Here is a 21556-nt window from a genome sequence, read left to right as displayed (position 1 = left end):
TCGTTGGCGACGAGACAGTCAACGGGTGGATCGGGAAGTCCTTTGGTCATGGTGCAACTCCTAGTGAACACCGGAGCTACCACTAGCGCTGCTAAACGATAGGTGGCAGCTGTACGCGGGTTAGCAGACTGGCCAATAGGAACACCAGCGCACCCGAGGGTGCCCCACGCACAGCCACCATAAATGGAGATGTGAACCGTGTGCCTATTGAAATCAGGCTGCTAAACCCGATCACTGGAAACCAGCGACGGGCCGAAGACTAGCCATCCATTCCAACAGCCGCAAGGCGGCGGGGATTGTCTCGGAAACGTCCTGCAATTTAAAAGGACATGACTTGCTGGCCCTTTAAAAACCATGACGGTTCTTAATGGCAGCACTGACGAGCTTTCGCTTCTGACCATGGCACATGACTGCGTTAAATAGCCGCCTTCATTTCCTCCCCCGCCCGAGCCCCATGGACAACTCCAACATCGCGATCACCCTAGTTTTGATATCTGCCCTCATGCACGCCACTTGGAACGCAGTCGTCCGGGCCGGGAGCAGTCGCTTGATGACCTTGGCCATGGTCGACGGTACGGCGTTGCTGATCTGCCTGGCGGCGCTGCCGCTGGTGAATGCGCCAAGCCTGCAGGTGTGGGGCTACGTGCTGGTTTCCGTAGTGCTCAACACCGCCTATCGATTGTTCCTGATCAAAGCGTATGAAACCGGTGATTTCGGCCAGGTCTACCCGGTGATGCGTGGAGTGCCACCGGTTCTGGTCGCACTGTTTTCTTACGTCCTGCTGAATGAGCATCTGTCGTTCCACGCATTGGGCGGGGTGTTGCTGATTTGTGTAGGCATCATCAGCCTGACATTCGTGCGAAGGATGACCGCGCGCATGTTCAAACCAATCTTGATGGCCGTATGTGCTGGTGCGTTTATCGCGTCATACACGGTGGTGGATGCCAAAGGGGTAAGAGCCAGTGAGACGGTGCTGCAATACATCCTCTATCTGACGGTATTCCAGAGCATTCCGATTCCGGCGCTGGCGTTTTTCAAGAAGCGTTTGGCATTCGCCGAGGCCATTCGCAACCATTGGAAAGTCGGCGTTATGGGCGGCGTTCTTTACCTCACTTCCTACGGATTGGTGCTGTTTGCGCTGTCCCTGGACGCGGTGGCCAAGGTCTCAGCGTTGCGGGAAACCAGTGTTATTATCGGCGCCATTATTGCCGCGCTGTTTTTTCACGAGCGGTTCGGCTGGCGGCGGATGCTTTCGGCGTTCGTCATTGTTTGCGGGATCATCCTGATCAAAGTGAGCACCTGATGGGCCAACGTCCGCCACCTACTCCCATGCTGCAGGCCTTCGTCAGCGCTGCGCAAACGGGGAGTTTTGCGCGCGCCGCCTCCCAGTTGAACCTGACCGCCAGTGCGATAAGCCATCAGATTGCAGGGCTGGAGGAGTGGTGGGGCGTGCAGTTGTTCGAGCGCCACTCTCGGGGCGTCAATCTCACCGCTGCGGGACAGGCTTTGTTGCCGGTGGCTGACGGTTTTTTCAACGCGCTTGAGGCGGTGTTGCACACACTTAACCCGAGCAAGTCCCAGCCGCTTTACCTCTCGTGCACGTCTTCTCTGTGTTCCAGCTGGCTGATTCCCAGGATGCGTGGTTTTCACTCCGACGCTTCATTGAATCTCGACCTGGTATTGACCAGTGCGGATATGAACAGCACCCATCTCGGCGCCCATCAATTCGATGTTGCGATTGTGATGGGATACGGCAACTACCCGGATCATCATGCCGAGCTACTTATGCGCGATGCCGTGTTCCCGGTTTGCTCACCGGCATTTCAACAAGCGAACGGCGATATTCCGCTGACAGATATTGCGCGATACCCGCTCATTCACCGCGTGGACGATCAAGTGTGCCCGGGGTGGGAAAGCTGGTTTGCATTTCAGGGCTTGGCGGCTGCGCCTTATCACCATGGGCCGCGCTTTCCGGACTCAAGCCTGGCAATCAGCCTGGCGGTGAAGGGGGGCGGGATTGCGCTGGCCAGAACAGCGTTGGTGTATGACCAGTTGGAAGAAGGTGCATTAGTCACGCTAGGCGGCCCGGTGATGATGTCGCCGGCCGCGTACTACGTTATTTGTCGGAATGGGCGGCAGTCGGAACCTGATATCGCCAGGTTGATTAACTGGCTAAAAGAGAGCGTTAGAACGTTTCAGCGAGAAGTTGAACTCCGGTATCCACAAATCGCTGGGGTTGGCGCACTTTGAACGTGTGGTATTGCTGAAACCCAGGCAAAAAAAAGGCCGCACCCTGCCAAGGAGACGGCCAAAAAATTGTCGAGGCTTTTGAAGCTAACGTGCAGTAATCACCGACAGTTTGGTAATCCCCGCGCGCTCGATAGACGCCATGGCTCGCGCCACTTCGCCGTAGTTCACTCCGTCATCCGCCTGCAGTTGCACCCGCACATCGGGGTCCTTGGCCTTGGCCGCCTGCAGGTTGAATTCCAGCAGGTCCGGCTGGATTTCGTCCTTGTTGATAAACAGTTTGCCGGCGCCGTCGATGCTCACCACCAGCGGATCTTTTTGCTCGACCGGGGCCACGGCCTCGGTCTTGGGCAGGTTGATCGGGATCGCGTTGGTCAACAGCGGCGCGGTGACGATAAACACCACCAGCAGCACCAGCATCACGTCCACCAGGGGCGTGACATTGATCTCGCTCAGTACCTCATCACTGTCTTGTGTAGAGAAGGCCATTTCAGGACGCCTCCTTCACTTTTTGCGGGTTGCCGGCAGCGCTTTTGTTGAGCGCCGGGTGCAGCAGCACACGGAAGGAATTTTTCTGCGCCAGGCTATAGAAGTCGTGGGCGAAGTCATCCAGGTCGGCGGCAGTCAGCTTGAGGCGCCGCAGGAAGTAGTTGTAAACCAGCACCGCAGGTACGGCGACGGCGATCCCCACGCCTGTTGCAACCAGTGCGGCGCCGATGGGGCCGGCCACGGTTTCCAGGCTGGCGGAACCGGCGGCGCTGATGCCCTTGAGCGCTTCCATAATCCCCCACACGGTGCCGAACAGGCCGATAAACGGCGAGGTGCTGCCGATACTGGCGACCACGGCCAAACCGGTCTCCAGAGAGCGGCGCTCACGTACGATCTGCTGGCGCAGGGCGCGTTCGAGGCGGTCCTGATGGTTGATTGCCTGGCTCAAGTCGGCAGCGTGAGGCGCATCGCCAACCTGGATCGCGGCATAACCGGCCTGGGCCACGCGGGCAGCGGCACCCGGCTGGGTCTCTGCCAATTCAGCGGCCGAATCAAGACTCGACGCCGCCCAGAACTGTTTGTGGAACTTGCGATCCTGGGCCTTGAGGCGACCGAACTGCACGCCCTTGAGCAAGGCCAAGCCCCAGGTGGCGACCGAAAAGACCACCAGCAGCCAGATCACCGCGCTTTCGATGGATTCAAGTGGAGATGCTAATGCCATGATGTTTTCCCTCTGTACAAGTCGCGGCGTGTGCAACACACCGAAGCGCAATAGTTAGTGAATCTTGAAGTCGATCGGAACGCTGACCCAGCCGTCCTGGGCCACATCGCCCTGCTTGGCCGGCACGAAGCTCCAACGCTTTACGGCGGTCAGTGCGGCGTCGTCGAGTTGCTGGCGACCGCTGCTTTTCTGGATCTGGATCTCACCCGGCTTGCCGCTGGCCAACACATGAACCCGCAACAACACCGTGCCTTCCCAGCCCCGGCGCTGGGCCAGTGACGGGTATTCAGGTGCCGGGTTCTTCAGGTACGCGGCGTTGGCAGAAGCCGGAGTAACCGGGGCGGGCGCAGGCGCGGCGACCGGCGCTGGCGCAGGTGGCGCAGGGACCGGTGGCGCCGGCGGTTGCTCTACCGGTTTGGCGACGGGTTTGGGCACGGGTTTTGGCACCGGCTTGGGTTTCGGAATCTTTTTCGGCGCCGGCTTGGCAGCCAACTCATCCACCACAGGGGGTGGTGGCTCGACCACAGGCGGCGGCGGCGGTGGTGGTGGCGCAGGCGGTGGAGGTTCAACCACTGGCGGCGCTGGCTGGGAAAACTCGATGGTCATCGGTGGGATTTCCGGCGGCACAATCGGCAGCACTGGCGTCGCCTTCTGGCTCACCCAATAGATCACCGCACCGTGCAGGGCCAGCACCAGCAGCCCCAGCAGAATCCCTTCGCGGCGGCTAGAAAAACGCTTTGGAGTCCTCTGCGTTCGCAGTTGCCCCAACGGCGCGCGGTGCGGCCGGCCAAGGTCGACCAACTCACCACCAGGTGCCTGACGCCATAGCGCCTCGTGTGCACTGGCGGCGGTCTGGACATTGCCCATTGATTCACTCCCTACGGTCTTAAAACAAAAACCGACAGGCCTGCGTGGAAGGCCGTCGAGGGCTGAATCATCGGGGCCAGACGCTTATCTCTTAAAGTAATCTTTGAAGTTATACATAGATCTAAATTGAATAAACAAAGCCGGCACGAACGCCCAAGCCAGAGCCTGCAAGGCCTGGCGCCGAGGTGTGTTTTTTCAATGCTTTTCAGGCATAAAAAATATTCAGTAAAGGCATGGTTCGACGGGGCTGTTTGCGCACAAATCCAACAGTTCAGCCTGCAAGCATTGCCCCGCCGCGCTCAGGCCAGGATGCGCATATAACGCCAGGCGCACGCCTTGCACCGCCGGTAAACCGCTGTCCGGCCCCAACTCCACATGCCCAGGCTGCACCACCCGGCGCGGTAACAGACTCACGCCCAACCCCGCCGCCACAGCCGAACACACACTGGCCAGGCTGGCGCTGGAATAGCCGATGCGCCAGCGCCAGTCGCTGACTTCCAGGTGGTGCAGCATTTCGTTGCGGTACAACCCGCCCACCGGAAAGGCCACCAACGGCAAGGGGTCGCGGCCCAACGACGGCATGCTGCGGCTATCGACCCAACACAGCGGCTCGGGCCACGAGGCCAGACAGTCATCGCTGTCGCCCATCTGCTTGACCAACAACACATCGAACTCGCCGCTGCGGAATTGGCGCTGCAACTCGGGACCGAGACCGCTGGTGACCTCCAGGCGCACCCGTGGATACGCCAACACAAACGCCGAGAGCAGCGGCATCAGGCGCTCTGCGGCAAAGTCTTCCGGTACCCCCAGGCGCAGCACGCCGTCACTCTGCTGGTTGATCAGCACATCGGCGGCTTCTTCATGCAGCGCAAGGATGCGCCGCGCATAGGCCAGCAAGCGCTCACCTTCAGCCGTGGCGACCACGCGGCGTTGGTCGCGGTCCAGCAACTGGCACGCCACCGCGTCTTCGAGGCGCCGAATCTGCTGGCTGACGGTGGATTGGGTCAAATGCAGGCGCTCGGCGGCGCGGGTGAAGTTGCTGCAGTCCACCACGGCGACAAAGCTTCTGAGCAACACGGGATCGAACATCATCATTCCCTTTGCCACTGGTTGGCATCGTTATATTTAATTTCAGAATACCTGTGGCGATGGCCATACTCACGCCTCATTTACCCACTGCATGGACGCTGCATGACCCTCAACAAATCCCTCGCCGGCTGGGGCCTGCTCGTAGTGCTGGGCCTCAACCTTCGGCCGATCCTCAGTTCTATCAGTCCGCTGCTAGGTGAAATCCGCTTGGCCACCGGCCTCAGCTTCCAGAGCAGTGCCCTGCTTACCAGCTTGCCGGTGGTGTGCATGGGGCTGGTGGCGTTGGTGGGCGTGCGCGTGGAAGCGCAACTGGGCGAACGGCGCGGTATCGCCCTGGGTTTAATGATGATTCTGCTGGCGTGCCTGGCGCGCTGGGTGATGGGCCAAGCGTCGGCGCTGCTGGTCACGGCGTTGCTCGGCGGTGCCGGTGTGGCGCTGATCCAGGCGTTGGTGCCCGCGATGATCAAGCGTGAGTTCCATCATCGCGTGCCGGTGGCGATGGGCGTCTATTCGGCCTCGCTGATGGCCGGTGGTGGCTTGGCGGCGCTGCTCAGTCCGCTGGTGGCCACGCATTTCGAGGAGTGGCAGGCAGGATTGGGCGTGTGGCTGTTGCCAGCGCTGGGCGCCTTGTTGCTGTGGGCCTGGCTGCCGCTGGGCGCAGCAAAAAATCCCCAGGTGGTGCCCGCATTCAAGGGCCTGCGCAATCGTCGCGCCTGGCTGCTGGCGGTGTATTTCGGGCTGGTGAACTGTGGCTACATGAGCCTGGTGGCGTGGCTGCCGGCCTACTATCAGCAATTGGGCTGGGGCGTGCTGCCCAGCGGTTCGCTGCTGGCGTTCATGACCATCTTCCAAGTGATTGCCGCGCTGCTGATGCCAGTGCTCGCGCAACGCGGTATCGACCGTCGCCCCCTGCTCGGGATAAGCCTGCTGGCACAAACGGTGGGCTACCTCGGTCTGCTGCTGGCGCCGCTGCAATTTCCTCATCTGTGGGTGGCGTTGTGCGGCTTCGGTCTGGGCGCGTGTTTCGCCTTGAGCCTGCTGTTGACCCTCGACCACCATCGCGACCCTCGGCAAGCCGGGCAACTGGCGGCCTTCGTACAAGGCGTAGGCTTCCTGATCAACGCGATCTCGCCGTGGATGACCGGCTGGCTGCGCGAGATCACCGGCAACTTCACCAGCGCCTGGATGGTATTGACGGTGACTGCAGTGGCGATGCTGATGGTGACGCGGGTGTTCAGCCCGACGAGTTACCGCACGGCACCCGCTCTATAGATATGCTTTTAAGATCTAGTTAAACCAATAAAGCTTCGTTGACGACATAAGCAATCCCCTTAAAATCCCGGTTCTCTTAAAGGATGCCGGGCACACCATGGACCTTCGCCAACTGCGCTATTTCATCGCGCTGAATGAGTACCGCAGTTTTGTGCGCGGCGCCGAAGCCATGGGCATCACCCAGCCGGCTTTCAGCCGCAGCATCCAGGGCCTGGAGCAAGAGTTCGGCTGCGTCCTGGTGGATCGCGCCCATAAAGACCTGCGCCCGACCCCCGAAGGCCAAGTGGTGTTGCAGCATGCCTTGAGCCTGGTTCAAGGCGCCGCATTGCTCAGCCATGAAGTCACACGCATGACCAAGCTCGACGCCGGTGAAGTACGCTTTGGCAGCGATGCGGTGGCGGCGGTCAACTTGGTGCCCCAAGCGATGGCAAGGTTCATCACCGCCTACCCCAAAGTACGCAGCGCGTTGCAAGTGGATAACTGGGAAAGACTCGGGCGCAGCCTGAGCCGTGAAGAGATCGAATTTTTTATCGCCGATGTGCGCCACTTCGAAGCCGACCCAAACTTCCAGACTCAGGCCCTCACGCCGCGGCGCAGTGTGTTTTTCTGCCGTGCCGGGCACCCGTTGCTGGCCAAGGACAGCCTGTCGACCAATGACCTGTTCGACTATCCCCTCGCCACGCCACTGATCGCACCGGGCATTCGAAAACTGTTGGCGAACCTGAGTGGGCGCATCGACTTTGCCCCCGCTATCGAGCTGGAGCAGTTTGCCGCGCTGGCCCTCATCGTGCGCGAGTCAGACACCATCGGCCTGGGCGCAGAAGAAGCCTTCGCCGCCCCCTTGGCCAGCGGCGAATTGAACGTGCTGCACTGGCGCAATGTGCCTCATGCCTTGGAAAGCCTGAACAACCGTTGCGCAGTGATCAGCCGCGCTGGGGTTCGCTTGTCGCCTGCGGCGAAGGCACTGATCGAAACGCTGCTGGCGGTGGAAAACCAAGCCGATTGGCCCGCGCAAACGTCCCAAAATCATTGAACCGCACGCCCATCTCGGCCATGACCTTGTGCGCCACCTTGGCGGTCATCTGGCGGATGTAAAACGGCTCTTTCACCACAAAATGGTGAATCCCGTGAGTGCTGCCGAAGTTGAAGCAAAACGCCTGCAACGGCCACATCCACCAGGGGTTCAGTACTTGGGTTTGCTGGATCACGTTGCCCAGTTCCACATCGCCGTAGTAGTGCATGTTGGAGCTGACAAAGTGCAAGCAAAAGGTGCGCAACACGTTGGGCCCGATGATCACCACGGCGGCAATATCGATCACCTGCATCATCTGCAGGGTGCCGGCGGACCATTCGATAGGCGCGCCCAGCAGACTGGCGACGCCGTTGGCTGCATGGAAGCCGAGGAAGATGTACCACGCCCCCCAATGCAGCAGTGCCAGCGGTGCGTAGACCAGCAGCGAGCGTTTCAGGATCTTGAGTTTGTGGCCCCAGGTTTTGGCGCGCAGCATGCGGATAAACGCCGACATCACGTTATCGCCCACCATCAGCAACCGCGCAAAGCCCCAAGGCTCGCCATTGGTGATGGCGCGCTCTTCCATATCGGTCTCGGTGCCGGAGACTTTGTGATGGTTGAGGTGCAGGTGCCGGCGAATCCACGGATTGATGGTGCTTGGCCGCGCAAGCCACACCAGGCCCATCATCAAATTGTGGGGCAGGCGCTGCTTGCGAAAGTACATGCTGTGGATCAGGTCGTGTTCCAGCTCGTGGGTCAGCGAGGCCAGGAAGGCGTTCAATAACAGGCACGCCCACCAGGCCATGTGACCGGTGATGTAGAGCGCCGCCGAGCCAATCATGCCCAGCAGCGCGAAGGCCAGGATGCCCGCGCCCAAGGCGTCTTGATGCAGCAACCACGGGTGCTGCTGGCGCAGGCGCACGCCTTCGGCGAGTACGACTTCACGGATATGTGCTGAACGCTGTTGTGCGTTCATCTGCTGGGGACTTGCAGAAGTACCGTCCATGCTCCCATCCTCTTGTTCATAGATGGTTACATCCTGCACCAGGCCTTCATGCAGGACGCTAGCCCCACACGCCAACCTGTTGACCGCAAGCGCCAATCGCCATGACAGAACCCACGTCCCTCGCCAGCTGGACCCGCGCCCTGCGCAAGCAGCTCGACGCCCTCGGCCTCGACAGCGCCGCGCTGTGCATCGAGGCTGGGCTCGACCCGCAGCAGATGGAAGATCCCAATGCGCGCTATCCGCTGTCGGCGACCACGCGCCTGTGGGAGCTGGCAGTGCAGGCCAGCGGCGATCCGGCAATTGGGTTGCGCGTGTCGCGGTTTGTCAGCCCTACCACTTTTCACGCGTTGGGATACGCGCTGGTGGCCAGCGGCAGTCTGCGGGAAGTGTTCGAACGCATCGTGCGTTATCACCAAGTGGTCAGCGATGCGCTGAAGCTGGAGCTGAGTCGGGACGGCGAACGCTACCGTTTCCGCCTGCTGCAACCCCAAGGCAGCCCCGCACCGGCACTGGAAGCCATCGATGCGTTCGCGGCGATCTATGTGCGCACCTGCCGCAATCGCCTGGGCCGTGACTACGCGCCCTTGGCCGTGCATTTGCGGCGCCCGGAACCGGCCGATCCCAAGCCTTGGCACACGGTGTTCCGCGCGCCGGTATTTTTTGGCGCCGATGAGGACTGCCTGGAATTTGCAGCCCAGGACTTCGACAGCCATCTGGATGACGCCAACCCCGAGTTGGCCGAACACAACGAAACTGTGCTCAAACGCACCCTCGCCCAGCTGCAACCGCTGACCTGGGAGCGCAAGGTGCGCGCCACGATCGAGGCACAATTACCCGACGGCGAGCCGAGTGCCGAGCGGATTGCCCAAGCGCTGCACTTGAGTTTGCGCAGCTTGCAGCGGCACCTGGCGGATGAAGGGTGTCGGTTTGATGCGTTGCTCAACGAGTGCCGGCAGAACCTGGCGTTGCAGCATCTGCGGGACCCGCAGTGCTCATTGGCAGAGATCAGCCATTTGTTGGGGTTTGCCGATACCAGCAGTTTTAACCGGGCGTTCAAGCGTTGGACGGGGGTGACGCCAGGGCAGTTTCGCGATGGGTTGCGGTAGGTGGATTCGCGCAGAGGCTGAAGGCCTCATCGGGGCAAGCCCCCTCCCACAGGGGAACGCATTTCAAATGTGGGAGGGGACTTGCCCGCGATAGCAATGGTTCAGGCAATCAACATGCCGGGGCAATCAGAGCCCGCGATCGCGCCGCAATAACTTCCTCACCCGCGCCACCAACGCCTTGGCCTCAAACGGCTTGAGCAGGTAATCATCCTCATGTAATTCCAACCCACGCAGGCGATCTTCGATGCCGCCCGGCGTGGTCAGGAACAACACCGGCGTCTTGCCCTTGTGCCGAATCGCCTGCTGCAATTTCCAGGCATTCAAGCCCGGCAGCATCACGTCGAGAATGACCAAGTCGTATTCGGTGCTTTCCACAAAGCGCTGCGCCGCCATGCCATTGGCCGCGACTTCCACCGCGAAACCGGCCTCGCTTAAGCCTTGAGCCATGAGCTGCGCCAGTTGCGGCTGGTCTTCCACTAACAACACCTGCATGCCTTACCTCTGGGTTTGATTACAAACCTGTCATCAAATTGTGCGGTTTCTGACCCTGTTGACTGGCTACGGTAGCGGCCTGTTTTCCGGAGTCGTCTTTATGTCCCGCCATGCCTTGTTCTTGAGCCTCGCCGTCTGCACCGGTGCGTTCGCTGCACCGCAGCTGCCACGCCATGCCGACCTCGATTTGCACACCGCACGCCAACTGGCCGATGCCAGCCTTGCCCACTGCAGCGCCGCGCTGACGGTACTGGACCGGGGCGGCAACCTGCTGCTGAGCCTGCGTGCCGACGGCGTCGGCCCGCATAACAGCCTCGCCAGCCAGCGCAAAGCGTACACCGCGCTGTCGACCAAAACCCCGACGCGGCTGTTTGCCGAGCGCGCGCGTAACAACCCCGAGGCCGCCAACCTTAACAGCTTGCCCGAGTTGCTGTTACTCGGCGGCGGCGTGCCGCTGTTTGCCGAGGCCGAACTGGTCGGCGCGCTGGGCATCGCCGGTGCCGGCGGCGCAGCACAGGACGAGTCCTGCGCAATAAAAGCCGCCGAGCAACTGGGCCTGAAAACTTCCCTCTGATTCCCCTCCAAAGGATCTCTCGATGAAAACCCTCAGCATGACCCTCGCCGCCCTCAGCCTCAGCGGCCTGTGCAACCTGGCCCTGGCCGACGGCAACCCTCTGAGCGTGCATGTGCTCAACCTGGAAAACGGCCTGCCGAGCGCCGGTGTCAGCGTCACCCTGGAACAGCAGGTAGGCGACAAATGGCAGTCGCTGTCCGAAGGCATCACCAACCAGCAGGGGCGCATCGCCGAACTGTTCCCCGCCAACCGCAGCATGACGCCGGGTGAGTACCGCGTGGTGTTCAAGACCGGCGACTACTACAAAAAGGCCAACCGCGAGACGTTCTTCCCTGAAGTGCCGGTGATCTTCCAGGTGAAACAGGCGGACCAGCATTACCACATCCCGTTGTTGCTCAGCCCTTACGGTTTCTCCACCTATCGCGGGTCGTAGTTCATAGGCCAGCGGCCTGCTGCAAACCGCGCAGGTCCAGCACTTCAATCGCGCCGTAACTCAGGCCGATAAGGCCTTGTTGCTCCAGCGCCTTGAGCAGACTGTTGGTGGTCTGGCGCGACAGGCCCAGCATCGCGGCCAAGTCCTCCTGGGGCAGTTGCAAGGTGCGGCGCGCCTGGTCTATTTCGCCGTAGCCCTGCGCGATCATCAGCAGCCGATGGGCCAGACGCGCCGACGCGGGCATCAGGCTCATCTGTTCGATATTGATCAACGACAAGCGCAGTTTGTGGCTCATCAACAGGGCCACATCGCGCCAATACGCCGGATGGTCTTCGAGGATGGTCAGCATCGCCGCCTGTGGCACCTGCAACAACGTGCATGGCCCCATGGCCAGGGCATCGTGGGTGCGCGGCAGGTTATCGAACAGGCAGATTTCGCCGAACCAGTAAGGCGTTTCCACCAGGCTCAACACCGCCTCCTTGCCTTGGGCATTCACCGCGCTGATGCGCACCGCGCCTTCCAGCACCGCATACAGGCCGCAAGGCGGGTCGCCGCGCTTGAACAGGCACTGCCCCGCCGCGAGCGTGCGCAGCCGCGCCGCCGCCAGCAGACTACGCTGTAGATCTACAGGCAGATGGCTGAACCAATGGCCGCTGGCCAAGCGGGCGTGCCATTTTTCTGCGTCCATGAGAACTCCGAAGATTGTCGCCCAGCTGACAGTCAGGCGCAGGCTGACAGGGCATGATCAAACATCCTACAGGAGGAACAACAATGAAAAGCCTCGTCGACCACCTCAGTCAATACGCCGCCTACCACCGCGACCCGCGCAATATCGCCAGCCACTTTATTGGTATCCCGCTGATTGTGGTGGCAGTAGCCGTGCTGCTGTCGCGTCCCGAATGGACCGTGGGAGGCCTATGGATTTCACCGGCGGTAATCGTGTCGTTGTTTTCGGCGTGGTTTTACCTGCGCCTGGAACTGGCCCTGGGCGTGCTGATGACGGTGCTGATGGGCTTGTCGGTATGGGCCGGGCATGAGTTGGCGGCGCAGAGCACGATGGTGTGGCTCAGCAGCGGCGTCGGCATGTTCGTGGTGGGCTGGGTGATTCAGTTTGTCGGGCACTACTACGAAGGCAAGAAGCCGGCGTTTGTGGACGATGTGTCGGGATTGATCGTAGGGCCGCTGTTTGTGGTGGCGGAGGTGGCGTTTTTGCTGGGGTTGCGGCAGGGCTTGAAGCAACAGATTGAAGAGCGCTCGGGGCCGGTGATTCGACGCGATCTAAAGCCGAGAGAGGTCTAAATGTGGGAGGGGGCTTGCTCCCGATGGCGGTGGGTCAGTGACATATTTATCAGCTGACCCACTGCTATCGGGAGCAAGCCCCCTCCCACATTGGCCCCATTTTCACATTAGGTAATGCGGGTTATCAGGCTTTTTGCCAGACCTTGGGCTTGAAGAACAAGGTTTCGCCCCGCGCCAAACCGGTCAGGCTGTCGTGGTCTTTCACCACTTCGGCTTCGATCAGGTCTGTCTGGCCTTCGACCTTCAAGGTCACCCGCGTGGTCGCGCCCAATGGACGAATATCACGCACTTCGGCCGCGTGGTGATCTTCCAGTTCATGGCGCGACAGCGACACTTCGTGGGGACGGAACAGCACGTGCTTGTCTTCACCCAGATGCAGGCGGTTGGAGTCACCAAGGAAGTGATAAACAAAGTCGCTGGCCGGGTTTTCGTAGACGTCGCCCGGTGAGCCGATCTGCTCGATCACGCCCTTGTTCATCACGACGATACGGTCGGCAACTTCCATGGCCTCTTCCTGGTCGTGGGTCACGAACACCGAGGTCAAGTTGATGTCTTCGTGCAGGCGTGCCAGCCAGCGGCGCAGTTCTTTACGCACCTTGGCGTCGAGGGCGCCGAACGGTTCGTCCAGCAGCAGCACTTTCGGCTCGACCGCCAGGGCGCGGGCCAGGGCGATACGCTGGCGCTGACCACCGGAGAGTTGTTCCGGATAACGATCAGACAGCCAATCGAGTTGCACCATGTTCAGCAGCTCGTGAACCTTGGCCGCGATCTGGCTTTCGTTCGGGCGCTGGTTCTTGGGCTTCATGCGCAGGCCGAACGCAACGTTGTCGAACACGGTCATGTGGCGGAACAGCGCGTAGTGCTGGAACACAAACCCGACGTTGCGATCGCGCACGTCGTGGCCGGAGACGTCTTCACCGTGGAACACGATGCTGCCGTCATCCGGAGTCTCCAGGCCTGCGATGATGCGCAGCAGGGTGGTCTTGCCGCACCCGGATGGGCCAAGCAACGCCACCAGCTCGCCACTCTGGATATCCAGATTGATGCTGTTCAGGGCCTTGAAGGCGTTGAAGTTCTTGCTGACATTACGGACTTCGATCGACATGACTTATTCCTCACCGGCACTTTTGCGCAGGCGGTTGATACGGTTCTCGCTCCACTGCTTGAGCAGCAGGATGAAGAGCGCCAGGATCAGCAGCAGGCTGGCCACCGCAAACGCGGCAACGTGGTTGTATTCGTTGTAGAGAATCTCGACGTGCAGCGGCAAGGTGTTGGTCACGCCGCGAATGTGGCCGGACACCACCGACACCGCGCCGAACTCACCCATGGCCCGCGCGGTACACAGCACGACGCCGTAGATCAGGCCCCATTTGATGTTCGGCACAGTCACATGCCAGAACATCTGCCAGCCATTGGCGCCGAGCAGGCGTGCAGCCTCTTCTTCCTGGGTGCCCTGCTCCTGCATCAGCGGGATCAGTTCACGGGCCACGAACGGCACGGTGACGAAGATGGTCGCCAGCACAATGCCGGGCAAGGCGAACACGATCTGGATGTCATGCTCCTGCAACCACGGGCCAAACAGGCCCTGGGCGCCGAACATCAGCACGTAGACCAGGCCTGCGATCACCGGGGAGACCGAGAACGGCAGGTCGATCAGCGTCACCAGGATGCTCTTGCCACGGAACGAGTACTTGCTCACGCACCAGGCGGCGCTGACGCCGAATACCAGGTTGAGCGGCACCGAAATCAGCACGGCGATCACCGTGAGTTTCAGCGCGGACAACGCGTCCGGTTCAAGAATCGCGGTGAAAAACGCACCGAGGCCGTTCTTCAAGCCCTGGGACACCACGATAAACAGCGGTAGCAGCAAAAACAGGAAGAACACCAGCCAGCCAAGGCCGATCAGGATACGTCGCGACACCGCACTGCCACGCCGGGCAGCGTTGGCCGAGGACGCGGCGGAAATAGACGATTGGGACATGTTCCGCGCCTCCTTATGGACGTTCGATGCGCCGCTGCAACAAGTTGATCAGCAGCAGCAGGACAAAGGAAACCACCAGCATCAGCACGCCAATGGAGGTGGCGCCGCGGTAGTCGTACTGGTCAAGCTTGACCATGATCAGCAGCGGCAGGATCTCGGTTTTCATCGGCATGTTGCCGGCGATGAAGATCACCGAGCCGTACTCACCGACGCCACGGGCAAACGCCAGGGCGAAGCCGGTGAGCCAGGCGGGCAGCAGCGCGGGGACGAGGATGTAGCGGAACACCTGCAACGGCTTGGCGCCCAGGCAGGCAGCGGCTTCTTCGATTTCCCGGGGGATATCGGCAAGTACCGGCTGCACCGTGCGCACCACGAACGGCAGGGTCACGAAGGTCAGCGCCAGGGTGATGCCCAACGGGCTGTAGGCGATCTTGAAGCCCAGGTCAGCGGCGAACTGGCCCACCAGCCCGGTCGGCGTGTACAGCGCCGTCAGGGCGATACCGGCCACAGCGGTGGGCAGCGCGAACGGCAGGTCGATCATCGCATCGATAATCTTGCGGCCGGGGAAGGTGTAGCGCACCAGCACCCAGGCCAGCAGCGTGCCGATCACGCCATTGATCAGGGCGGCGTACAGCGCGGTGCTGAAGCTCAGTTTCAACGCCGCCAGCACACGGGGTGCGGAGATGATGTTCCAGAACTGATCCCAGGTGAGTTGAGCGGCGTGTACAAACATCGCCGCGAGGGGGATGAGTACGATCAGGCTGAGGTACACCACGGTGTAGCCCAGCGTCAGCCCGAAGCCGGGTATGACGGGGGAAATACGACGCGACATAAGAGTCCTTGGTTAGCGGAACTGACACACAAAACCCGCAGGTGAATGCGGGCTCCGTGGGTGTGTATTTCTCGGCTTACTGCGCCGTGTAGATCTGGTCGAACACGCCACCGTCGTTAAAGAATTTCGGTTGGGCAGTTTTCCAGCCGCCGAAGTCTTTGTCGATAGTCACCAGGTCCAGTTTCGGGAACTGCTGGGCGTATTTGGCGGCTACTTTTGCATCGCGTGGGCGGTAGAAGTTTTTCGCCGCAATCTCCTGGCCAGCCGGGCTGTACAGGTGCTTGAGGTATTCAGTGGCGATCTCGGTATTGCCCTTTTTCTCGGCGTTCTTGTCGACCACGGCCACTGGCGGCTCTGCGAGGATCGACAGGGAAGGTACAACGATGTCGAACTTGTCGGCGCCGCCGTCTTCTTTCAGGGCCAGGAAGGCTTCGTTTTCCCAGGCGAGCAACACGTCGCCCTGACCGTTGTTGACGAACGTGATGGTCGAACCGCGCGCGCCGGTGTCGAGGATCGGCACGTGCTTGAACAGTTCTTTCACGTATTCCTGGGCCTTGGCTTCGCTGCCACCGGATTTCAGGCCGTAGGCCCACGCGGCAAGGAAGTTCCAGCGCGCACCGCCGGAGGTTTTCGGGTTCGGCGTGATCACGGAAACGTCTTTCTTGATCAGGTCGCCCCAGTCTTTGATGCCTTTAGGGTTGCCCTTACGCACCAGGAACACGATGGTCGAGGTGTACGGGGTGCTCGCATCCGGCAGGCGGGTCTGCCAGTTTTCCGGCAGGGTTTTCCCCAATTTGGCGATTTCGTCGATGTCGCCAGCCAAGGCCAGGGTCACTACGTCGGCGCGCAGGCCGTCGATCACCGCCCGGCCTTGCTTGCCCGAACCACCGTGGGACTGCTGGATCTTAACGGTGTCACCAGGGTGGGACTGCTTCCAAAAGTTGGTGAACTCAGCGTTGTAATCCTGGTACAGCTCGCGAGTCGGGTCGTACGAGACGTTGAGCAACTCGTAGTCCTTGGCAACAGCGGAACCGGCAAACACGGCGCTGGCCAGTGCGGCCAGGGCATAACGGCGAATCGACGACATAGAAGCTCCTGAAATTCTGGGGTGTTGGCTTTTTCTTATAGTGACGGGTCTATCGCCGCGGTTGCTTAGCTCGGTTTGTTACCCGGGTTCTGCAGACGGAATTTTTCTTTGCGTTCGATCTGGACCACTTGGGCGTTATGCACAGTGATTTCCACCGCGCCAAACCGCAGATCGCGCAGGGCGCTCTGGATCTCACGCAAAATGGCTGCTTCGTCCTGGCCGTCGACGCTACGTAGAGATGCGCTCATGGTCTCGCTCCTTAAATGAATAGTGCCTGGCAGTGGCGGCACTGCTTGCGGCGTAGGGCGATAGTAGATAAGCGCAGATATTCTTAAAAATACTATTTAAGAATGTTTATATAACCAGAAAGAATTTTCTGATGGGACGTGGGGTTGCGAGAGGGTTTTGCGCCCGAGCGCCGAAATAACGCCTTGTGAAGTTCCAAAATGCGGGTGGGGGCTTGCCACCGGTGGTGGTGGATCAGGTACCAATGTTCGGCCTGACACACCGAAATCGCGGGCAAGCCCCCTCTCACATTGGAATGCGTTTCAAGTCTGGATGGTGGGCGCGCGGTCCCAGTCAACGTCCTGCGCCGGCATCGGCTTTCCAAACCAATACCCCTGCCCCAAATCGCAGCCCTGCTCCAACAAGAACCTCGCCTGTTCCATCTGCTCAATTCCCTCAGCGTGTACCTGCATGCCCATGCTTTTCGCTAATGCGATCACCACGCGCACAATCGCCGCGTCGTCGTCATCCCATGGCACCCCGGCAACAAAGCCCTGGTCGATCTTCAGCTTCTGCACCGGCAGGCGCTTGAGGCGCAGCAGGGACGAATAGCCGGTGCCAAAGTCATCAATGGCCAGGCGCAAGCCCAACTCACGCAGGCGGTGCAGTTGCTCCAGGGCTTCCTCGGGGTCGTCCATGACGGCACTCTCGGTGACTTCCAGCTCCAGGAAAGCCGGATCCAGGCCGGTGGCGTGCAGCACCTGGGCGACTTGCTCGTACAGTTCGCGACGGGCAAACAGACGGCTGGACACGTTGATCGCAATAAAGCTCAGCAGCACGCCATCGGCCAGCCATTGGCACATCTGGCGGCAGGCCTGCTCCAAGACCCACGCGTCGATATCGGCGATCAAACCGGTACGTTCGGCGATGGGGATGAACTCGCCCGGAGGCACCAGGCCACGTTCCGGATGTTGCCAGCGCACCAAGGCTTCGACGCCGACCAGACGGCTGCCTTGCAGGTCGTGTACAGGCTGGTAGTAGACGCGCAACTCCTGCTGGTCGAGGGCGCGGCGCAGTTCGCTGGCAATTTCCACACGGTTCTGCGCGTGGGCGGTGAGTTCTTCGGTGTACAGGGCATAGCCCTCGCGGCCCACACTTTTGGCCTTGAACAGCGCAGAGTCGGCGTTGCGCAGCAGTTGTTCCGCGCTCAATGCATCGTTGGGAAACAGGCTGATGCCGATGCTGGCGCTGATAAACAGTTGATGACCGTCGAAGATGAACGGTTGCTTCATCACGTCCAGCATGCGCTGCGCCAATGCCGCCGCCTGCATCACCTGTGAACAACTTTCCGCCAGCACCGCGAACTCATCGCCGCCCAGTCGCGCCAGGGTCACTCCGGGGCCGAACAGCGTATTGAGCCGCTCGCCCACCAGCTTGAGCAACTGGTCGCCGACGTTATGGCCAAGGCTGTCATTGATAATCTTGAAGTGGTCCAGGTCCAGCAACAGCAGCGCGCAGCCGCGTTTGTGCAGTTGCGCCGAGGCCAGCGCCTGCTCGGCGCGGTCGGTGAACAGTAGGCGGTTGGGCAGGTCGGTCAGTGGATCGTGATGCGCCAGGTGCGCCAACTCGTGCTCGGAATCCTTGATGGCGCTGATGTCGGAAAACACCGCGACGTAATGGCTGATGTGGCCTTGGTCATCGTGAATCACACGGATGGTTTGCCACTGTGGATAAATCTCGCCGCTTTTGCGCCGGTTCCAGATTTCTCCGCTCCATTCACCGGTGCGCTCCAGGGTCTGGAACATCTGCTGGTAAAAATTCGACGAATGGCGCCCGGACTTGAACAGGCTGGGCTGCTGACCCATGACGTCTGCGCGCTGGTAGCCGGTGATCTCCATGAATGCCCGGTTTACGTGCACGATCAGGCCCCTGGTGTCAGTGACCAACACGCCTTCACGGGTGCAGTCGAAGACCGCAGCCGCCTGGCGCAACCGATCGAGGTTTTCCTTCAGGGGTTGCTGCAACTGTTGGGCCCGAGCAAAGCGCGCGCATAAGAAGTAAATGACCAAGGCACTCAGGGCCACCCACACGTAGCCGCGCATCTGCAGCCAATACCCCAACTCCCCCCGTTCATCGAGAAAGTTGATCAATATCTGATTGCTGAGCTGGAGCCACACAATCGAAACCAGCAGGTATACCAGCCCCACACGCAGGGCACCTCGGTATGAAAACAGCATATGGCCAGTAGTCCTTACTAAAAAAACAGAATCGTCCTACAACGCGCCGAGATTATAGATTAGGAAACACCTTGTAAGTCTTATCTGAAACGGTGACTGGTTTTATCCTTAAAGCCAGTGATAATGCGGGTGCTATTTTTTTCTTTATCAGAGGGCCAAACAGCCTATGTGGTACAACGGTTTTCTTGACCTGTCAGCCTGGCAACTGGTTGCAGTCACTCTGTTGATGACCCACGTGACCATTGTTGGGGTCACGGTTTATCTGCACCGCTATTCAGCCCATCGCTCCCTGGAGCTCAATGCCGGCCTGAAACACTTCTTCCGCTTCTGGCTGTGGCTGACCACGGCGCAGAACACCCGCGAGTGGACCGCTATCCACCGCAAACACCACGCCAAGTGCGAAACCGTCGACGACCCGCACAGCCCTGTGATCAAGGGCCTGTCCACGGTGCTGCGCAAAGGCGCCGAGCTCTACCGCGCCGAGGCCGAAAACCCCGAAACCCTGCGCATCTACGGCAAGAACTGCCCGGATGACTGGATCGAACGCAAGATTTACACCCCCTACCCGCTGCTGGGCGTGGCGATCATGGGCGTAATCGACCTCCTGCTGTTCGGCACCATCGGCATCACCATCTGGGCGATCCAGATGATGTGGATCCCGTTCTGGGCCGCCGGCGTAATCAACGGCCTGGGCCATGCCGTGGGCTATCGCAACTTCGAATGCCGTGACGCGGCGACCAACCTGGTGCCGTGGGGCATCATCGTCGGCGGCGAAGAGCTGCATAACAATCACCACACCTACCCCAACTCGGCCAAGCTGTCGGTTAAGAAATGGGAGTTCGACCTGGGCTGGGCGTGGATCAAGCTGTTCAGTTTCCTGCGCTTGGCCAAGGTCCAGCGTGTGGCGCCGATTGCTCATCGCGTCGAGGGCAAAGGCCATCTGGACATGGACACTGCCATGGCGATCCTCAACAACCGCTTCCAGATCATGGCCCAGTACCGCAAGTTGGTGATCGGCCCGCTGGTCAAGCAGGAGCTGGAAAAAGTCGATCACTCGGTGCGCCACCAGTTCCACCGTGCCAAACGCCTGCTGTCGCGGGAAACCAGCCTGCTGGATGACCGCCACCACCTACGCATCCAGAGCATGTTGGAACATAGCCAGGCCTTGAAAGTGATCTACGAAAAGCGCCTGGCATTGCAGCAGATCTGGCTCAAGACCAGCACCAACGGCCACGATATGCTCGCCGCTATCAAGGAATGGGTGCACGAGGCCGAGGCCAGCGGCATCCAGTCCCTGCGGGATTTCGCCCACCAATTGAAGACCTATTCGCTGCGTCCTGCGGCAGTCTGACAAAGCCGTGGGAGGGCTTGCCCTCCCACGCATCCTCTTTTTGGCGTCATTTTCCGGGCACCGCCAATCGGCACCGTTCACGGAACTTCATCGCATTTACCCTCTCTCAATGAACACTTCGCCATCATGGTGGCCCCTTGTTGTGACCGCTGCTAAATCCTGCGGCGCGCCCAGAGAGAGTTGTGCCGATGGTTCACGAAATGCCCTTTCCTACCGACATCGCTACCGCTGACCCCCCGCGTCCGGCTGCGGCAGCGACCCTGCTGGCACTGGTGCATGCCCAGGGCGAAGTCGAGCGGTTGAGCGAGCGCGAGCAATTGCTGAGCTCACTGCTGGTCAGTGTGAATGCCGTGCTCTGGGCCATCGATTGGGAGACCCGCCGCGTGCTCTACGTGAGCCCGGCCTACGAGCGGATATTCGGCCGTTCGACCGGCCTGTTACTGGCCGATCATCGGGAATGGCGCAACAGCATTCACCCCGAAGACCTCGACTACGCCGAACACAGCCTGGCCCGCGTGCTGGAACAGGGCGCCGTGGAAGATCGCGAATACCGCATTATCACCGCCGACGGTCAGATCCGCTGGCTGAGCGACAAGTGCTACATCAACCAGCAGGCTGAGCCCGGCGAGCCGCTGATCGTCGTGGGCATGGCCGAAGACATCACTGACAAGAAGCAGCTGGAACTGGAGCTGCACCGTCTCGCCACCACCGACGTTCTGACTCAGAGCAGCAACCGCCGGCACTTCTTCGAATGCGCCAACCAGGCCTTCGACACCGCCTGTGCCCAAGGCGCGCAACTGGCCTTCCTGTTGCTGGACATTGATGATTTCAAGGACGTCAACGACACCTATGGCCACCTGGAAGGCGACCAGGTGCTGCGGCGTATCGCCGAGAGTGGTCGTGGCGTATTACGCCGTGGTGATCTGTTCGGGCGCATTGGCGGCGAAGAATTTGCGGCCGTACTGCCGGGTTGCGCGCCGGAGATGGCCTTGCAAGTGGCTGAGCGCCTGGGCAAGGAAATCCAAGAGCTGAGTTTCAGCTACGAAGGCCAAGCGTTCGGCGTGACCATCAGCCAGGGCCTGGCCAGCCTCACTGAAGAAGACTCGACCCTGGACAGCCTGTTCGCCCGGGCCGATGCCGCCATGTATGAGGCGAAGCGCCAGGGCAAGAACCGCGTGATTGCGGGTTAGGCTCATCCCCCACTCTATGCAACAGCAGAGATGACCTGTGGGAAGG

Annotated in this window: 23 protein-coding genes; 10 read left to right on the top strand and 13 right to left on the bottom strand. The window is 60.5% G+C overall.

Annotated features, from left to right (window positions below; all coding sequences use genetic code 11):
• Positions 1-454 precede the first annotated feature (454 nt).
• Positions 455-1303 carry an EamA family transporter gene (locus tag LRO94_RS01890; RefSeq protein ID WP_032884895.1) on the top strand — a complete coding sequence of 283 codons (849 nt, stop codon included), beginning with the start codon at positions 455-457 and terminating at the stop codon, positions 1301-1303.
• On the top strand, positions 1303-2250 hold the full coding sequence (locus LRO94_RS01885; RefSeq protein ID WP_179179676.1) for a LysR substrate-binding domain-containing protein: 948 nt from the start codon (positions 1303-1305) through the stop codon (positions 2248-2250). Before LRO94_RS01890 ends, LRO94_RS01885 begins: the two co-directional genes overlap by 1 nt.
• An 84-nt stretch (positions 2251-2334) precedes the next feature.
• On the opposite strand, the gene LRO94_RS01880 is transcribed toward LRO94_RS01885, so the two are convergent.
• From LRO94_RS01880 to LRO94_RS01865, 4 genes are all read right to left on the bottom strand, one after another.
• Positions 2335-2736, bottom strand: coding sequence for an ExbD/TolR family protein (locus LRO94_RS01880; protein WP_010565408.1), 402 nt, complete (start codon positions 2734-2736; stop codon positions 2335-2337).
• A gap of 1 nt (position 2737) precedes the next feature.
• Positions 2738-3460 (bottom strand): MotA/TolQ/ExbB proton channel family protein, encoded by a 723-nt coding sequence (locus LRO94_RS01875; protein ID WP_099602154.1) that lies wholly within the window; start codon positions 3458-3460, stop codon positions 2738-2740.
• 51 nt (positions 3461-3511) lie between these two features.
• A complete protein-coding gene (locus tag LRO94_RS01870; RefSeq protein WP_122753730.1) occupies positions 3512-4324 on the bottom strand; it encodes an energy transducer TonB in 813 nt (270 codons plus the stop codon).
• 222 nt (positions 4325-4546) lie between these two features.
• Entirely contained in the window at positions 4547-5413 is an 867-nt protein-coding gene (locus tag LRO94_RS01865; RefSeq protein ID WP_179180106.1) for a LysR family transcriptional regulator, read from the bottom strand.
• Positions 5414-5515: 102 nt separating this feature from the next.
• Between LRO94_RS01865 and LRO94_RS01860 the strand changes: the two genes are divergently transcribed.
• Together LRO94_RS01860 and LRO94_RS01855 are read left to right on the top strand one after the other, a co-directional pair.
• Positions 5516-6685, top strand: a complete 1170-nt coding sequence (locus tag LRO94_RS01860; RefSeq protein WP_179179677.1) for a CynX/NimT family MFS transporter — start codon at positions 5516-5518, stop codon at positions 6683-6685.
• 97 nt (positions 6686-6782) lie between these two features.
• Positions 6783-7718 (top strand): LysR family transcriptional regulator, encoded by a 936-nt coding sequence (locus LRO94_RS01855; protein WP_081797602.1) that lies wholly within the window; start codon positions 6783-6785, stop codon positions 7716-7718.
• On the opposite strand, the gene LRO94_RS01850 is transcribed toward LRO94_RS01855, so the two are convergent.
• Positions 7609-8703, bottom strand: coding sequence for a fatty acid desaturase (locus LRO94_RS01850; protein WP_099602153.1), 1095 nt, complete (start codon positions 8701-8703; stop codon positions 7609-7611). The two genes, LRO94_RS01855 and LRO94_RS01850, sit on opposite strands and share 110 nt — an antisense overlap.
• A 101-nt stretch (positions 8704-8804) precedes the next feature.
• Here LRO94_RS01850 and LRO94_RS01845 point away from each other — a divergent pair, with 101 nt between their 5' ends.
• Entirely contained in the window at positions 8805-9809 is a 1005-nt protein-coding gene (locus LRO94_RS01845; RefSeq protein WP_032884887.1) for an AraC family transcriptional regulator, read from the top strand.
• Positions 9810-9935: 126 nt separating this feature from the next.
• On the opposite strand, the gene LRO94_RS01840 is transcribed toward LRO94_RS01845, so the two are convergent.
• Positions 9936-10301 carry a response regulator gene (locus LRO94_RS01840; protein WP_032884886.1) on the bottom strand — a complete coding sequence of 122 codons (366 nt, stop codon included), beginning with the start codon at positions 10299-10301 and terminating at the stop codon, positions 9936-9938.
• Between the two features lie 100 nt (positions 10302-10401).
• On the opposite strand from LRO94_RS01840, the gene LRO94_RS01835 reads away from it, so the two are divergent.
• Both LRO94_RS01835 and uraH read left to right on the top strand, forming a co-directional pair.
• Positions 10402-10875, top strand: a complete 474-nt coding sequence (locus tag LRO94_RS01835) for a GlcG/HbpS family heme-binding protein (RefSeq protein ID WP_032884884.1) — start codon at positions 10402-10404, stop codon at positions 10873-10875.
• 22 nt (positions 10876-10897) lie between these two features.
• Entirely contained in the window at positions 10898-11308 is a 411-nt protein-coding gene (gene uraH, locus LRO94_RS01830) for a hydroxyisourate hydrolase (protein ID WP_179179678.1), read from the top strand.
• Between the two features lies 1 nt (position 11309).
• On the opposite strand, the gene LRO94_RS01825 is transcribed toward uraH, so the two are convergent.
• Complete coding sequence (locus tag LRO94_RS01825) at positions 11310-11996, bottom strand: Crp/Fnr family transcriptional regulator (protein WP_032884881.1); 687 nt, start codon at positions 11994-11996, stop codon at positions 11310-11312.
• Between the two features lie 83 nt (positions 11997-12079).
• On the opposite strand from LRO94_RS01825, the gene LRO94_RS01820 reads away from it, so the two are divergent.
• Positions 12080-12607 carry an Mpo1 family 2-hydroxy fatty acid dioxygenase gene (locus tag LRO94_RS01820; RefSeq protein WP_179179679.1) on the top strand — a complete coding sequence of 176 codons (528 nt, stop codon included), beginning with the start codon at positions 12080-12082 and terminating at the stop codon, positions 12605-12607.
• Positions 12608-12731: 124 nt separating this feature from the next.
• Here the strand turns inward: LRO94_RS01820 and LRO94_RS01815 are convergent, their stop codons facing one another.
• From LRO94_RS01815 to dibA, 6 genes are all read right to left on the bottom strand, one after another.
• Positions 12732-13712 (bottom strand): sulfate/molybdate ABC transporter ATP-binding protein, encoded by a 981-nt coding sequence (locus LRO94_RS01815; RefSeq protein WP_032884878.1) that lies wholly within the window; start codon positions 13710-13712, stop codon positions 12732-12734.
• A gap of 3 nt (positions 13713-13715) precedes the next feature.
• Entirely contained in the window at positions 13716-14588 is an 873-nt protein-coding gene (cysW, locus tag LRO94_RS01810) for a sulfate ABC transporter permease subunit CysW (RefSeq protein ID WP_032884876.1), read from the bottom strand.
• A 13-nt stretch (positions 14589-14601) separates the two neighbouring features.
• On the bottom strand, positions 14602-15420 hold the full coding sequence (gene cysT / locus LRO94_RS01805; RefSeq protein ID WP_027607868.1) for a sulfate ABC transporter permease subunit CysT: 819 nt from the start codon (positions 15418-15420) through the stop codon (positions 14602-14604).
• Positions 15421-15496: 76 nt separating this feature from the next.
• A complete protein-coding gene (locus LRO94_RS01800) occupies positions 15497-16507 on the bottom strand; it encodes a sulfate ABC transporter substrate-binding protein (protein WP_027607869.1) in 1011 nt (336 codons plus the stop codon).
• Positions 16508-16572: 65 nt separating this feature from the next.
• Positions 16573-16755 carry a sulfur starvation response protein OscA gene (gene oscA / locus LRO94_RS01795; protein ID WP_003170956.1) on the bottom strand — a complete coding sequence of 61 codons (183 nt, stop codon included), beginning with the start codon at positions 16753-16755 and terminating at the stop codon, positions 16573-16575.
• Between the two features lie 300 nt (positions 16756-17055).
• On the bottom strand, positions 17056-18969 hold the full coding sequence (dibA, locus tag LRO94_RS01790; RefSeq protein ID WP_179179680.1) for a phosphodiesterase DibA: 1914 nt from the start codon (positions 18967-18969) through the stop codon (positions 17056-17058).
• A gap of 166 nt (positions 18970-19135) precedes the next feature.
• On the opposite strand from dibA, the gene desA reads away from it, so the two are divergent.
• Together desA and LRO94_RS01780 are read left to right on the top strand one after the other, a co-directional pair.
• The gene (gene desA / locus LRO94_RS01785; RefSeq protein WP_032884873.1) at positions 19136-20320 is read left to right on the top strand and encodes a delta-9 fatty acid desaturase DesA; all 1185 of its coding nucleotides are present in this window, start codon (positions 19136-19138) and stop codon (positions 20318-20320) included.
• A gap of 188 nt (positions 20321-20508) precedes the next feature.
• Positions 20509-21510 carry a sensor domain-containing diguanylate cyclase gene (locus LRO94_RS01780; RefSeq protein ID WP_032884871.1) on the top strand — a complete coding sequence of 334 codons (1002 nt, stop codon included), beginning with the start codon at positions 20509-20511 and terminating at the stop codon, positions 21508-21510.
• Positions 21511-21556 lie beyond the last annotated feature (46 nt).

Origin of the sequence: Pseudomonas sivasensis (assembly GCF_021391435.1) — a bacterium.
In the GTDB taxonomy this organism is placed as follows: Bacteria; Pseudomonadota; Gammaproteobacteria; order Pseudomonadales; family Pseudomonadaceae; genus Aquipseudomonas; species Aquipseudomonas sivasensis.
This window is presented reverse-complemented; position numbering and strand designations above follow the sequence as displayed.